The 14,957-nt window shown below is 53.5% G+C and carries 12 protein-coding genes, 1 pseudogene and 1 other annotated feature; of the genes and pseudogenes, 9 read left to right on the top strand and 4 right to left on the bottom strand.

The window, feature by feature from the left end:
- Window positions 1–124: 124 nt before the first annotated feature.
- The gene (ettA, locus tag HC231_RS03145; protein WP_208229683.1) at window positions 125–1,792 is read right to left on the bottom strand and encodes an energy-dependent translational throttle protein EttA; all 1,668 of its coding nucleotides are present in this window, start codon (window positions 1,790–1,792) and stop codon (window positions 125–127) included.
- Between the two features lie 485 nt (window positions 1,793–2,277).
- Here ettA and sltY point away from each other — a divergent pair, with 485 nt between their 5' ends.
- Both sltY and trpR read left to right on the top strand, forming a co-directional pair.
- A complete protein-coding gene (sltY, locus tag HC231_RS03150) occupies window positions 2,278–4,206 on the top strand; it encodes a murein transglycosylase (protein ID WP_208229684.1) in 1,929 nt (642 codons plus the stop codon).
- Between the two features lie 70 nt (window positions 4,207–4,276).
- On the top strand, window positions 4,277–4,624 hold the full coding sequence (gene trpR / locus HC231_RS03155; protein ID WP_208229685.1) for a trp operon repressor: 348 nt from the start codon (window positions 4,277–4,279) through the stop codon (window positions 4,622–4,624).
- On the opposite strand, the gene yjjX is transcribed toward trpR, so the two are convergent.
- Complete coding sequence (gene yjjX, locus HC231_RS03160; protein ID WP_208229686.1) at window positions 4,621–5,157, bottom strand: inosine/xanthosine triphosphatase; 537 nt, start codon at window positions 5,155–5,157, stop codon at window positions 4,621–4,623. The genes trpR and yjjX overlap by 4 nt on opposite strands.
- Before the next feature lie 52 nt (window positions 5,158–5,209).
- Here yjjX and gpmB point away from each other — a divergent pair, with 52 nt between their 5' ends.
- Window positions 5,210–5,860, top strand: a complete 651-nt coding sequence (gpmB, locus tag HC231_RS03165) for a 2,3-diphosphoglycerate-dependent phosphoglycerate mutase GpmB (RefSeq protein ID WP_208229687.1) — start codon at window positions 5,210–5,212, stop codon at window positions 5,858–5,860.
- An 8-nt stretch (window positions 5,861–5,868) separates the two neighbouring features.
- Here gpmB and robA read toward each other — a convergent pair whose 3' ends face one another.
- The gene (gene robA / locus HC231_RS03170; protein WP_208229688.1) at window positions 5,869–6,744 is read right to left on the bottom strand and encodes an MDR efflux pump AcrAB transcriptional activator RobA; all 876 of its coding nucleotides are present in this window, start codon (window positions 6,742–6,744) and stop codon (window positions 5,869–5,871) included.
- A gap of 402 nt (window positions 6,745–7,146) precedes the next feature.
- Between robA and creA the strand changes: the two genes are divergently transcribed.
- Window positions 7,147–7,614: a protein CreA gene (gene creA / locus HC231_RS03175; RefSeq protein WP_208229689.1), complete on the top strand. Its 468-nt coding sequence runs from the start codon at window positions 7,147–7,149 to the stop codon at window positions 7,612–7,614.
- A 96-nt stretch (window positions 7,615–7,710) separates the two neighbouring features.
- Here creA and arcA read toward each other — a convergent pair whose 3' ends face one another.
- A complete protein-coding gene (gene arcA, locus HC231_RS03180) occupies window positions 7,711–8,427 on the bottom strand; it encodes a two-component system response regulator ArcA (RefSeq protein WP_208229690.1) in 717 nt (238 codons plus the stop codon).
- 691 nt (window positions 8,428–9,118) lie between these two features.
- Between arcA and HC231_RS03185 the strand changes: the two genes are divergently transcribed.
- The 5 genes and pseudogenes from HC231_RS03185 to thrC all read left to right on the top strand — a co-directional run bounded on the left by HC231_RS03185 (window position 9,119) and on the right by thrC (window position 14,914).
- Window positions 9,119–9,805 (top strand): tRNA/rRNA methyltransferase, encoded by a 687-nt coding sequence (locus HC231_RS03185; RefSeq protein ID WP_208229691.1) that lies wholly within the window; start codon window positions 9,119–9,121, stop codon window positions 9,803–9,805.
- A gap of 211 nt (window positions 9,806–10,016) precedes the next feature.
- Window positions 10,017–10,085 carry a thr operon leader peptide gene (gene thrL, locus HC231_RS24295; protein ID WP_072065937.1) on the top strand — a complete coding sequence of 23 codons (69 nt, stop codon included), beginning with the start codon at window positions 10,017–10,019 and terminating at the stop codon, window positions 10,083–10,085.
- Window positions 10,024–10,139, top strand: a sequence feature (Thr leader region). (Overlaps the previous gene by 62 nt.)
- A 91-nt stretch (window positions 10,140–10,230) precedes the next feature.
- On the top strand, window positions 10,231–12,690 hold the full coding sequence (thrA, locus tag HC231_RS03195) for a bifunctional aspartate kinase/homoserine dehydrogenase I (RefSeq protein WP_208229692.1): 2,460 nt from the start codon (window positions 10,231–10,233) through the stop codon (window positions 12,688–12,690).
- Window positions 12,691–12,692: 2 nt separating this feature from the next.
- Window positions 12,693–13,621: pseudogene (gene thrB / locus HC231_RS03200) on the top strand (homoserine kinase).
- Between the two features lie 3 nt (window positions 13,622–13,624).
- Complete coding sequence (gene thrC / locus HC231_RS03205) at window positions 13,625–14,914, top strand: threonine synthase (protein ID WP_208229693.1); 1,290 nt, start codon at window positions 13,625–13,627, stop codon at window positions 14,912–14,914.
- Window positions 14,915–14,957 lie beyond the last annotated feature (43 nt).

Here is a 14,957-nt window from a genome sequence, read left to right on the forward strand (position 1 = left end):
GAACGGCATCATGGGATTGATAAGATAAACAGTGGTGGTTGGCGAGGTGATCGAGCTGGTTTTCGGACTGATATCGACCTGGCCCGGATATGTAAATCGGCCCGCGCTGGCGGGCCGTTCGGCGTTACTTGGACATCTTTTTGTATTTGATGCGATGCGGTTCCAGAGCGTCGGCGCCGAGAGTCCGCTTTTTATACTCTTCATACTCGGTGAAGTTGCCTTCAAAGAATTCCACCTTGCCTTCATCCTGATAATCCAGAATGTGGGTGGCGATTCGGTCCAGGAACCAGCGGTCATGGGAAATGACCATGGCGCAGCCGGGGAATTCCAGCAGGGCGTTTTCCAGCGCGCGCAGCGTTTCGATATCCAGGTCGTTGGTCGGTTCATCGAGCAGCAGGACGTTGCCGCCCACTTGCAATAGCTTGGCCAGATGCAGACGGCCGCGTTCGCCGCCGGACAGCTCGCCCACGCGTTTGCCTTGATCGACCCCTTTGAAGTTGAAACGGCCCACATAGGCGCGGCTTGGCATCTCGGTGTTGCCGATACGCATGATATCCTGCCCGCCGGACACTTCTTCCCACACGGTTTTGCTGTTGTCCATGCTGTCGCGGAACTGATCGACGGACGCCAGCGTCACGGTGTCGCCCAGCGTGATGGTGCCTGAATCGGGCTGTTCCTGACCGGACATCATTCGGAACAGGGTTGATTTACCCGCGCCGTTCGGGCCGATGATCCCGACAATCGCCCCTTTGGGTACGGAGAAGGAGAGGTCGTCGATCAACTGGCGATCGCCATAGGATTTGCTCAGATTGGCGACTTCAATCACCTTATCGCCGAGACGCGGACCGGGCGGAATAAACAGTTCGTTGGTTTCGTTACGTTTCTGATATTCCGTGTTATTGAGCTCTTCAAAGCGGGCCAGGCGCGCTTTACCTTTAGACTGGCGGCCCTTGGTTCCCTGCCGAACCCACTCCAGCTCTTTCTCAATGGATTTACGACGCGCCGCTTCGGCAGAGGCTTCCTGCGCCAGACGCTGATCTTTTTGCTCCAGCCAGGAAGAGTAGTTGCCTTCCCAGGGGATGCCTTCGCCACGGTCCAGTTCCAGAATCCAGCCGGCCACATTATCGAGGAAATAACGGTCGTGGGTGATCGCCACTACCGTGCCTTCGAAATCGTGCAGGAAACGTTCCAGCCAGGCCACGGATTCAGCATCCAGGTGGTTGGTCGGCTCGTCCAGCAGCAGCATGTCCGGTTTTTCCAGCAGCAGGCGGCACAACGCGACGCGGCGGCGTTCGCCGCCGGAGAGGTTGGCGACCTTGGCGTCCCAGTCCGGCAGGCGCAGGGCGTCCGCCGCGCGCTCCAACTGGTTGTTCAGATTGTGGCCGTCGTGAGCCTGGATGATCTCTTCCAGTTTGCCCTGTTCGGCGGCCAGCTTGTCGAAATCGGCATCCGGGTCGGCGTAAAGCGCGTACACTTCGTCAAGCCGCTTCAGTGCCGTGACGATTTCGGCGACGGCTTCTTCCACCGATTCGCGCACGGTGTGCTCCGGCTTCAACTGCGGTTCCTGCGGAAGGTAGCCGATTTTGATTCCCGGCTGCGGACGGGCTTCGCCTTCAATGTCTTTATCAATGCCGGCCATGATACGCAGCAGGGTGGATTTACCGGCTCCGTTCAGGCCCAGTACGCCAATCTTGGCGCCGGGGAAAAAGCTGAGGGAGATGTTTTTTAAAATATGACGCTTCGGCGGAACAATTTTGCCGACTCGATGCATGGTATAAACATATTGGGCCACGTTGCGACTTCGCCTCTTTCAGTCTGTGTTGTTATTGACATAATCGTTTATACGCCACGCGGTGCTTGCCACGTTGGGCTTATTGCCTCTGAGGGAAAAACATCTCCCCGGCGGATCGACTATTCTGATCCCGGAGTGTAGCTGGTTTCCATGTTTTATCCCAGCCATCCGACCATTTGCTGTTGTCAGTATACGAAAAAGGCCGTCTGTTAAAAAATCGCCGTTTGCGGCGGCTAAAAGGGGGCTGACAATGACGTTCGCTATAATAAGCCGCCGGGAGCGGTTGCCCGTCATAAAAAAAGTGCGTTTGGTTTGGCATTCTCTCCCGATTGGCGTGTCGTAGTCTTATGTGATGTGCCACACTTAATCCATGTAAACAAGTTCATGATGAACTTGCATGATGTGTTGCACGAGCGGTTTTGTGGTATCGATATTTTAGATTGTATTGATATCTGCATTGATAACGGATGAGGTTAACGCGGGTTATGGTCAAAGCGGGTCATTGGTGGTACGTCATTGCGGCAGTATGTTTGGCGGGGGCTTCAAGTCATGTACTGGCGGATTCTCTGGACGAGCAGCGTCAGCGCTATCAGCAGGTTAAGCAGGCATGGGATAATAATCAGTTGGATACGGTGGCGCAGATTATGCCGACGCTGCGTAGCTACCCGCTTTATCCTTATCTTGAATATCGTTCGCTGACACAAAATCTGAGTCAGGTCAGCGCGTCGCAGGTTAAACAGTTTATCGCCACGCACCCCACGTTGCCGCCGGCGCAAAATCTGAAGACCAGTTTTGTTAATGAGCTGGCGCGCCGCCAGGATTGGTCCGAATTATTGGCTTTCAGCCCGCAGCCGCCGAAACCGGTGACGGCGCGCTGTAATTTTTATTACGCGCAGTGGGCCACCGGACAGCGTCAGGGCGTCTGGGAAGCGACCCGCGATATCTGGCTGACGGGCCGTTCGCTGCCGGCCGCGTGCGACAAACTTTTTACCGTCTGGCAGCAGGCGGGTGAGCAGACGCCATTGACGACGTTGGAGCGAATTCGTCTGGCGATAAACGAGGGCAATAACGGATTAGTGAATTATCTGGTCAAGCAGCTTCCCGACGATTACAAAACCATCAGCGATGCATTGGTGACGTTACAACGCGATCCGCAAACCCTGGAAAGCTTTGCTCGTACGGTGGGGCCGACCGACTTTACCCGTAAGGTGACGCTGGCGGCGTTTAGCCGCGTGGCCCGTCAGGATGTTGATGACGCCCGTTCCATGCTGCCGGTGATTGCGCGTCTGCAAAAAATGAGCGCGGCGGAGCGGCAAGCAATGGAAGAGGTGATCGCCTGGCGTCTTATGGGCAACGACGCTACGCCGGAACAGGCGATCTGGCGTGATAACGTGGCGCAGCGCAGCGCCTCGACGGCACTGTTGGAGCGTCGGGTGCGCATGGCGCTGGGCAATGGAAATCGGCAGGAGTTGACGACCTGGATGGCGCGATTGCCGGCCGAAGCCTTGCAGAAAGACGAGTGGCGCTATTGGCGGGCCATTTTGCTGCTGGAGCAAGGGAAACGCCAGGACGGCGAGGCGTTGCTGCGCGGATTAATGGCCGATCGCGGTTTCTATCCCATGGTGGCGGCTCAAAAGCTGAATGAACCCTATCAGATAAAGATCAATACCGCCGTCAGGCCGGATCGCGCATTATCGCAGCTGCCGGAAATCGCGCGCGTGCAGGAACTGATGTTCTGGCAGATGGACAATCTGTCGCTCAGAGAATGGGTCGGACTGGTCGCCAACAGCAGCGCGCCGCAGCAGGAGGCGCTGGCCCGCTATGCATTTGAACAACGCTGGCCGGATCTCAGCGTTCAGGCGACTATCGTCGCCAAGCTGTGGGATCATTTGGAAGAGCGCTTTCCGCTGGCCTGGAACGACGAGTTTCTGCGTGCCACACAGGATAAAGGCATCAGCCAGAGTTATGCGATGGCGATAGCCCGGCAGGAAAGCGCCTGGAATCCGCAGGCCCGTTCTCCGGTTGGCGCATCGGGGCTGATGCAACTGATGCCGGCGACGGCGCAACACACCGCACAGATGAGTAATATCACCGGGTACAGCAACAGCAGCCAACTCTTTGATCCCCAAACCAACATCCTTCTGGGCACCAACTATCTGGAGTATGTTTATCAGTCGTTCGGCCGCAACCGTATTTTGGCCTCCGCGGCTTATAATGCCGGACCCGCCAGAGTGAATACCTGGCTGAGATACAGCGCGGGACGTATCGACCCGGTGGCGTTTATTGAAAGTATCCCGTTCTCTGAAACGCGGGGATACGTGAAAAATGTTCTGGCCTATGACGTTTTCTATCGCCACTTTCTGCATCAGCCCGACAAAGTGCTGACCGATGAGGAATGGCAGCGGCGCTATTAAGCGTCAGCGCGATCATCCCTCGCAACTTGTGCTATGCTGCTGTACTAGTTAAATAGTATGGCAGCCTGTTATGAATCCGTTATCTCTTACCGATCCCGCGCTCTCTGAGCAAGGAAATAATGACTGGTTACGCTTTGTGGCTTTGCTACAGCAGTCAATGAATGAAGAACTTCACCTGCCGTTATTACAATTGCTGCTGACGGCTGACGAACGTGCGGCCTTGGGAACGCGGGTACGTATTATTCAGGAGCTGCTACGCGGAGAAATGAGTCAGCGTGAGTTGAAAAGCGAACTCGGCGTGGGGATCGCCACCATCACCCGCGGCTCCAACAGCTTGAAGTCCGCGCCGCCCGCGCTGAGAAAGTGGCTGGAGACACAATTGCTCTCCGTAAACGACGGCGCCAAAAAAGGCGATTAGTTTATTGTCTGTACCGGCGTTTGATAGATGGGATTATGGAAAGGGACGAGCGCCAATAGCAGAGCCTGATGATAAACGCTGGCGCGCGACAGTTTCCCATTCGTGAAAACGCCTATCGCGCCGCCTTGATGTTTAATATTCTGAATTCCGGTCAGCCGCGCCATTTCATCGCCTAATTCTCTCCCTTCACGGATACCTTGTAATATACTTTCTGGCAGAATCAGGCCGGCGGAGCGAGATTCACCGCGCTGATGGGGGTTTTCAATCACCATCCAGGCGAATGTCATGCGTTCTTCTATTCCTGCTTCAACACCGACCCAAAAATTAGCTTCGGGGCGCACCTGGCGAGCCATCATTACCCGGTTTCTGGCTCCGGTACGGGTTTCAACCGAACCGAGCGGCTGGCGGGGAACGCCGCTGTCGACGTCGACGCCTTCTATGCGGCAGTTGTCTGCGCCAAAGACATCGGCGAATGCCGAAGTTATCGCCTCAATTTTTGCCGGATTGGTGGTTGCAGCTACAACGTGATACATAACGGTTTTATACTCTTTTAGTTAATTTGACGCAGTATAACGGAAAACAACCATGTTACAGGTATATCTTGTTCGCCACGGCGAGACGGAGTGGAATGTAGCGCGGCGTATTCAAGGGCACTCTGACAGTGCCTTGACGCCTCGGGGTGAGCATCAGGCGCGGCAGGTCGCGCAACGTATGAAAGATTCGGGCATCACGCATATTTTCACCAGCGATTTAGGGCGAACCCGCCAAACCACGGACATTATCGCCCAAGCGTGCGGCGGCAGCCAGGTCATCATTGAGCCAGGTTTGCGTGAACTGAATATGGGGGTTTTGGAGAGCCGTTATATTGATTCGCTGAGCGCGGAAGAAGAGGGATGGCGTAAACAGATGGTGGATGGCACGCCGGACGGACGGATCCCGGAAGGAGAGTCGATGGCGGAAATGGCGAAACGTATGCACGGCGTGCTGGAACGCTGCCTGGCGCTGCCTGAAGGCAGCCAGCCGCTATTGGTCAGCCATGGTATGGCGCTCGGATGCCTGCTCAGCACGATACTCGGTTTACCCGCCTGGGCCGAGCGCCGCCTGCGTCTGCGTAACTGTTCCCTGTCGCGCATCGATTACCAACAGAGCCCATGGCTGGCTTCCGGGTGGGTTATTGAAACAGCCGGAGATGTTTCGCATCTGGATACTCCGGCTCTGGATGAATTGCAGCGCTGAACGCCCGGCTAACGTTGGATAGGAATAAGGTATTCACAGCGGATCGTTTCAGGGACGTCTTCTTTTCTGTCTCTGGACGCGTTTTGTGGTTGAAAACGCTCCGCATCGTATCCTTTGCGGCGAACAAGTTGCAGCGTTGGTAAACAGGTGTCGTACAGCGTAATGATGAAATCCTGTAAGCCGTCCGGCGGGCCGCTGTAGATAAACAAGGCATAGTCTCCTCCGGGCAGGGTGATGGGCTCTCCCGGATAGATGCCTTCAGGTATGTGGCGAGGCTCCAGCGCGGTGGTGTACAGCACATGATGCTCGTCATCCCTATCTTTGTTGGGGTGAGCGTGGTGCAGACCGTACAATAGCGGCGGAATCACGTTGGTATTGGCGAGATATTGGCGCCAGTAATGAATGCGAATTTCCGTGCGAAAGTTACAAATTTGCTCCAGGCTGCATTTGTACTCTTGCGTTACGCCAAGCAGCGGCGTGTCCGGCAGCGTGATAAATTGCGGCTGCGGCATCGTGAATTCACCCAGCCGGATCGGTGGATGAATGCCGAAGGTGTTCCAGTGATCGGCGCGGCGATAGGATGCCGGTGTTTGCGCAAACTGCTTTTTAAAAGCGCGGGTGAAGGTTTGCTGAGAATCGAACCGGTATTGCAGGGCAATATCCAGGATTGGTCTGCCGGTCAGACATAATGCTACGGCGGCTTTGGTTAGCCGGCGGGCGCGAATGTATGAGCCAATGGCATGTCCGGTCACATCTTTGAACATTCTCTGTAAATGCCATTTTGAATAGCCCGCCTTTGCCGCGACATGATCAAGAGATAAAGGCTGGTCGAGATGACTTTCCAGCCAGTTAAGCAAATCACGTATTATACTGGCTTGATCCATAGATCTTCCTCATAGAACACACTGAGCGCTAAGCGTATAGATAGCTGCATCATAGCAATTTTTTTACATTGGCACTGCTTAAGATTTTTACTGCATTCGGTTTGTTATTCGGATAACGCCGTATGCTCAACCGCGGTGATTTATTTGGCATAGCCCTCCTGATATCCCGGTATTCTGCATTTTTCACGTTACGAATGTACTGGCGTCCCCGATTCCCGATTCGCAGGAGCCGAGCCTTCCAGGAGGCGGTAGGCGGCGTTCAAATGTTTGTTTCCCGTTAGCGTCGGTTACCAAGTCTTACAAGTGCGCAGGCCCGGTTATGCTCGCCTTCCTGTATCTTGAAATCTATCGGGTATAATGGGCTATCGATAATCAATGATGAACAATTTGAGAAGCAGGAATATGAATAAAAAGTTCGTAGTGGGCGCTGGTCTGCTGATGTTGTCCTGGGGTTCTGTTCAGGCTGAACAGATTGGTTCAGTCGATACAACGTTTAAGCTGTTGGGGCCGGACCACAAAATCGTGGTGGAAGCGTTTGACGACCCCGATGTCAAAAATGTGACCTGTTATCTTAGCCGGGCGAAAACCGGCGGCATAAAAGGCGGATTAGGGTTAGCGGAGGATACGGCGGATGCGGCGATTTCCTGTCAGCAGGTCGGCCCGATAGAACTTACCGATAAAATTAAAAGCGACGGTTCAAAAGGGGAAGTCGTGTTTCAGAAACGAACGTCGTTAGTGTTTAAGAAGCTACAGGTCGTGCGCTTTTACGATCAGAAACGCAACGCGCTGGTTTATTTGACCTATTCCGATCGGCTGGTGGATGGATCGCCGAAAAATGCGTTAAGCGCCGTACCCGTTATGCCGTGGTGAAGGGCAACTGCGGCAAGCAAAAAAGAAAACCGCCGGTAAGATAGGTGGGAAGGAAATGGCCGAAGCAGAGAATATATCTGCTTCGGCTGTGTAAGATTAGTCTTCCAGGTCGCCGCAGAAACGATAACCTTCGCCGTGGATGGTGGCGATGATTTCAGGCGTATCCGCTGTAGACTCGAAATGTTTACGGATACGACGGATGGTGACGTCGACCGTACGATCGTGAGGCTTCAGCTCGCGGCCGGTCATTTTTTTCAACAGCTCCGCGCGGGATTGAATCTTGCCCGGATTTTCGCAGAAATGCAGCATGGCGCGGAATTCACTGCGCGGCAGCTTGTATTGTTCGCCAGCGGGGCTGATCAGTGAACGGCTGTTGATATCCAGTTCCCAGCCGTTAAACCGGTAGCTTTCAACCAAACGGCGTTCTTCCGTGCCGCCGCCCAGATTCATGGTGCGGGACAGCAGGTTGCGGGCGCGGATAGTCAATTCGCGGGGATTGAATGGCTTGGTGATGTAGTCGTCCGCGCCAATTTCCAGCCCCAGTATTTTATCTACTTCGTTATCACGGCCGGTGAGGAACATCAGGGCAACGCTGGCCTGTTCGCGTAATTCACGGGCCAACAGTAGACCGTTTTTGCCTGGCAGATTAATGTCCATAATCACCAGATTAATGTCGTTCTCGGACAAAATATGGTGCATCTCCGCGCCGTCGGTGGCTTCGTGAACGATGTATCCTTCCGCCTCAAAAATACTTTTGAGGGTATTGCGAGTTACCAACTCGTCTTCAACAATAAGAATGTGAGGCGTCTGCATGTTTGCTACCTAAAATTGCCAACTAAAATTATAAATATCGGAAGTACAGAAGTCGCTGTTATCATTGGAGTTTTAAAGGCAATAATCACCATCTCACTCAACATTGGACTAAAGTACGTAAATTCGTTCCTGGTGCACATTTCACCTGCCTAAAGATACGGCGGACAGACGATCGTGGCGTGGTTAACCGCACTCAAAGTGGCGCATAGTTTAACCTTATTAACAGCAACATAACAGTAAGCTCTGATTTTGCTTACTGATAAATATACGGTTCTGTTGACATATATCAAATTTCATTGTAGCACGTTAACTATTTTGTGAAAAACACTTACAAGATTGCCAGCTTAGCTCACAATTTAGCATTTTTTGTGAACGATTCAGCATAGTAAATGCTGATAGTAGGAACACGGGCGTTTAATGTAAAATAAAATTAATTAACTTATTGAATTTAAATAAATAATTCCATTGTCGCCGATGATTGTTGGCGCCTGGCGAAAGCTCTTCCGTCAATCTGTTTTTCTTTTCAATAACGGCATTATATTCGATTTTTTGTTGTTTTATTGTTAACTCTTGGCGGTGGTTAATGAGAATTTTTTACGGTCGGGAGAGGCGGTGTAGCGGTTTTTTTATGGCGGGTCTTCTTTTCGCGCCGCCGCCGCATGAATGACGCCTGACGCTGCCGAGGAGAGATATGCAGTTTCATATTATTTTGGTCGAGCCCGCACGGGCTGAAAATGTAGGCGCCGCGGCAAGGGCAATGAAAACGATGGGATTTGGCGGGCTACGCATCGTCGGCAGTCGCGTTCATCAGGAACCCGCCGCCCGCAGGGTTGCGCATGGCTCCGGGGATATCCTGGATGCGGTGACGACATTTCCCACGCTGGCGGACGCATTGGCGGATATCGATTTTACCATTGCGACTACGGCCCGCAGCCGGGCCAGGTTTCGTTACTATTGCACGCCTGCCGAACTATTGGGCGTAATGCAGGAAAAACAGGCGTGGGTAGGGACCACCGCATTGGTTTTCGGACGCGAGGACTCAGGCCTGACCAACGAAGAACTTGCGTTGGCGGATATTCTAACCGGGATACCGATGAAGGCGGATTATCCGTCTTTGAATCTTGGTCAGGCGGTGATGGTGTATTGCTATCAACTGGCGGAGTTGATGCAGGTAAAACCGGATGCCGCCGCTCCGCCGCCGCCAGGGCAGCTATCGGCATTACGTCAGCGATTGGAGCGGTTGTTGGTTAATCTGGCGGTGGAGGATGATGAGAAATTACGGGACTGGATTCATCAACGGCTGGGGCGTTTGGAGAAACGGGACACCGCAATGTTGCATATGCTGCTGCATGATATCGAAAAAGCGATATCAAAATAAAAAGTCTTCAAACGGTGTTATTTTGGATGAATAAGTTGGTTTATCGCGCTTGGTAAAAAATAATTCCATACTCATGGGGTTTTTTGGTTTATTTCTCTTTTCCCCATTCCGGTTTGATGACGCGGGAAAAAAGAAATCCGTTGACTTCAAGACGCAATTGCCCTAACTAATAGGTCGGTCAAATCTAAATTTACTAAGATAAGTTTTTATGATGCGTAATATCAGCCTGATCACCACGATTATTACCACCACCATTACAACCAGTAACGGTGCGGGCTGACGCATACAGAAGAATCGAAAAAAGCCCGCACTTGACAGTGCGGGCTTTTTTTATGGCTTATGGCGAGCGATTCCAGTTTGCCACAGTGGCATTCAAAAATGCTTGCGGCGTTTTTGGCGGCGGAAATTCAGGAGAAAAGATAAAAATGCGAGTGTTGAAATTTGGCGGGACTTCAGTGGCAAATGCGGAGCGTTTTATACGCGTCGCCGATATTATCGAAAGCAATGCGCGCCAGGGACAGGTTGCCACTGTACTGTCAGCGCCGGCAAAAATTACTAACCATTTGGTGGCGATGATTGAAAGAACCGTCGCCGGACAGGATTTGCTGCCTCATCTTAACGACGCTGAAACCATCTTCTCTTCTTTGCTAAACGGCCTTGCGCAATCTCAACCCGGTTTTGACGGCGCCCGCCTTAAGGCGCTGGTGGATCAGGAGTTCGCGCAATTGAAGCAGGTTTTACACGGCATCGCTTTGCTGGGGCAGTGTCCCGATAGCGTTAACGCCTCCATTATTTGCCGTGGCGAAAAGCTGTCGATCGCCATAATGGAAGCGGTGTTACAGGCTAGGGGTTACTCCGTTGCCGTGATTAATCCGGTAGAGAAACTGCTGGCTCAGGGGCACTACCTTGAATCTACCGTCGATATCGCCGAGTCTACCCGCCGTATCGCCGAAAGCGAGATCCCTGCCGACCATGTGATCCTGATGGCCGGTTTCACCGCGGGCAACGATAAAGGTGAACTGGTGGTGCTGGGCCGCAACGGTTCGGATTACTCCGCCGCCGTGCTGGCCGCCTGTTTACGAGCGGATTGTTGTGAAATCTGGACGGATGTCGATGGCGTTTATACCTGCGATCCGCGTCAGGTGCCGGATGCCAGATTATTGAGATCGATGTCCTATCAGGAGGCGATGGAGCTATCCTACTTCGGCGCCAAAGTCCTCCACCCCCGCACCATCGCTCCTATCGCCCAGTTCCAAATTCCCTGCCTTATCAAGAATACCGAAAATCCCCAGGCTCCCGGCACGCTTATCGGGTTAGACAGTACCGATACGCAGTATCCGGTTAAAGGCATCACCAATCTGAATAATATGGCGATGTTCAATATTTCCGGTCCGGGAATGAAAGGTATGGTCGGGATGGCGGCGCGCGTATTTGCCGCGATGTCTCGGGCGGGTATCTCCGTCGTCCTGATTACGCAGTCATCTTCCGAATACAGCATCAGCTTTTGCGTGTCGCAGAATGAACTGGCCCGCGCCAAAAAGACGCTGGAAGAAGAGTTCTATCTGGAATTGAAAGAGGGGATTCTGGATCCGCTGGATGTGATGCAGCGCCTGGCCATCATCTCGGTGGTCGGCGACGGCATGCGCACGCTGCGCGGCCTTTCCGCCCGTTTATTCACCGCGCTGGCGAGCGCCAATATCAATATTGTTGCCATCGCTCAGGGCTCGTCCGAGCGTTCAATTTCGGTTGTGGTCAATAATGATATGGCGACAATCGGCGTTCGCGTCGCGCATCAGATGCTGTTTAATACCGATCAGGTCATTGATGTGTTCGTGATTGGCGTCGGCGGCGTCGGCGGCGCGCTGCTGGAACAGATCCACCGTCAGCAGCCATGGCTGCGGCAGAAGCATATCGATCTACGGGTGTGCGGCATCGCCAATTCCAAGGCGTTGTTGACCAACATTAACGGCATCCCGATGGATAACTGGCGCGAAGAGCTGGCGAAAGCCCGTGAGCCGTTTAACCTGGGCCGCCTGATCCGTCTGGTCAAGGAGTACCATTTGTTGAATCCGGTGATTGTCGACTGTACGTCAAGCCAGGCGGTTGCCGATCAGTACGCCGATTTCCTGGCGGACGGTTTCCATGTCGTCACGCCGAACAAGAAAGCCAACACCGGATCGATGAATTATTACCAGCAAATACGCAATGCGGCGTCGCAGTCGCGCCGTCGATTCCTGTACGACACCAACGTGGGCGCCGGCCTGCCGGTTATTGAGAACCTACAGAATCTGCTGAACGCCGGCGATGAACTGATCCGTTTTACTGGTATCCTATCCGGATCGTTGTCCTTTATTTTCGGTAAGCTGGATGAAGGCATGTCGTTGTCTGAAGCAACGCGGCAAGCTAAAGAAAAAGGCTATACCGAGCCCGATCCGCGTGACGACCTGTCCGGCATGGATGTGGCGCGCAAGCTGCTGATCCTGGCGCGTGAGGCCGGTTATAAGCTGGAGCTGGAGGATATTGACGTCGAATCCGTATTGCCGCCCAGTTTCGACGCCTCCGGCGATGTGGACGACTTTATGAGCCGTTTGCCGTCGGTGGATGATGAATTCTCCAGCCGTATCGCCAAAGCGCGCGATGAAGACAAAGTGCTGCGTTATGTCGGCGCGATCGAGAATGGACGCTGTAAAGTTCAAATCAGCGCGGTAGGGAGCAATGACCCGCTGTTTAAAGTTAAAGATGGTGAAAATGCGCTGGCCTTTTACAGCCGTTACTATCAGCCATTACCATTGGTATTACGGGGGTATGGCGCAGGTAACGATGTTACCGCCGCCGGTGTCTTTGCAGATTTACTGCGTACCCTGTCATGGAAGTTGGGAGTTTAATTATGGTTAAGGTGTATGCGCCCGCATCAATAGGCAATGTCAGCGTCGGATTTGATGTTCTGGGAGCCGCGGTTTCGCCGGTAGACGGTTCACTACTGGGAGACTGCGTCTCCGCTGTTGCGGCGGATCGGTTCAGTCTGCGTTGCGAAGGCCGCTTCGTCGGCAAGCTGCCGGATGATCCGAAGCAAAACATTGTGTATCAGTGCTGGGAGCGTTTCTGTCAGGAGATCGGTAAAACCATTCCGGTGGCCATGACGCTTGAGAAAAATATGCCGATTGGCTCAGGGTTGGGGTCCAGCGCCTGTTCCGTGGTGGCGGGACTGATGGCGATGAATGAGTTCTGCGGCAAGCCGCTGGACGATACCCGGCTGTTGGCGCTAATGGGAGAATTGGAAGGGCGCATTTCGGGCAGCGTGCATTATGATAATGTGGCTCCCTGTTTCCTCGGCGGCATCCAGTTGATACTGGAAGAGGGGGGATTATCAGCCAGCCGGTGCCGGCCTTTGATGATTGGCTGTGGGTCATGGCCTATCCGGGCATTAAAGTATCGACGGCCGAAGCGCGGGCTATTTTGCCGGCGCAATATCGCCGCCAGGATTGCATCAGCCACAGCCGTTATCTGGCCGGTTTTATCCATGCCTGTCATACCGGTCAGGCCTCGCTGGCCGCCAAACTGATGAAAGATGTAATAGCAGAACCTTATCGGACGAAACTGCTGCCCGGCTTTGCCGAGGCGCGGAAGGCCGCACAGGATATCGGAGCGCTGGCTTGCGGCATTTCTGGTTCGGGCCCGACGTTATTTTCCGTATGCGACGAAATGGATAGCGCTCAGCGTCTGGCTGACTGGCTACGGGATAACTATTTGCAGAACGATGAAGGTTTTGTTCATATTTGCCGTCTGGATACGACTGGCGCACGACAACTGGGATAATGCATGAAACTCTACAATCTTAAAGATCATAACGAGCAGGTCAGTTTTGCTCAGGCTATCAAACAAGGGCTGGGAAGTCAGCAAGGGCTGTTTTTCCCCCTGGAATTGCCCGAGTTCAGTCTGACTGAAATCGACGCGTTGCTGGAATTGGATTTCGTTACCCGCAGCAGCCGCATTTTGTCCGCTTACATTGGGGATGAGATGTCTGACGAAACGGTATACCAGCGCGTCAAGGCGGCATTTGCTTTCCCGGCCCCGGTCGTTTCCGTTACCGACGATATCGCTTCACTGGAACTGTTCCACGGACCGACATTGGCTTTTAAAGATTTCGGCGGCCGTTTTATGGCGCAGATGCTGACTGAAGTGGCGGGCGACAATAAAATCACCATTCTTACCGCAACCTCCGGGGATACCGGCGCCGCAGTCGCTCACGCATTTTACGGTCTGGAAAATATCCGCGTGGTGATCCTCTACCCGCGCGGCAAAATCAGCCCGTTGCAGGAAAAACTGTTCTGTACGCTGGGCGGCAATATTCACACCATCGCGGTCGACAGCGATTTTGACGCCTGTCAGGCATTGGTTAAGCAGGCTTTTGATGATGAAGAGCTGAAGCAAACCATTGGGTTAAACTCGGCTAATTCGATTAATATCAGCCGCTTGTTGGCGCAGATCTGTTACTACTTTGAAGCCGTGGCCCAACTGCCGCAAGAGGCGCGTAATCAACTGGTGGTATCCGTTCCTAGCGGCAACTTCGGCGATTTGACCGCAGGTCTGTTGGCCAAGTCGCTCGGCCTGCCGATTAAACGCTTTATCGCCGCAACCAATGCGAACGATACCGTGCCGCGTTTCCTGAGCAATGGCGTGTGGGAGCCGAATAAAACCGTCGCCACCTTATCCAACGCCATGGATGTAAGCCAGCCGAACAACTGGCCGCGTGTGGAAGAACTGTTCCGCCGTAAAAACTGGCAGTTGAAAACATTGGGTTTTGGTTCGGTAAGCGATGAAACCACCAAAACGACCATGCATGAACTCGACGCGCTGGGTTACACCTCAGAGCCTCATGCGGCGGTTGCCTATCGTTTATTGCGCGATCAGCTGCAACCCGGCGAATTCGGGCTGTTTCTGGGAACGGCGCATCCGGCGAAGTTTAAGGAGAGCGTGGAAGCGATTCTGGGTAAAAAACTGGAACTGCCCGAAGCGTTGGCGAAACGCGCCGATCTGGATTTGCTGTCGCATAACTTCCCGAACGATTTCGCGCAGTTGCGTCAGTTCCTGATGACGCTGCCGCGCTAAACGTCACCGACGGTCATTCCCGTCTGTTAGCGCCGCCGTCCCC

The organism is Brenneria izadpanahii, from assembly GCF_017569925.1.
Lineage (GTDB): Bacteria > Pseudomonadota > Gammaproteobacteria > Enterobacterales > Enterobacteriaceae > Brenneria > Brenneria izadpanahii.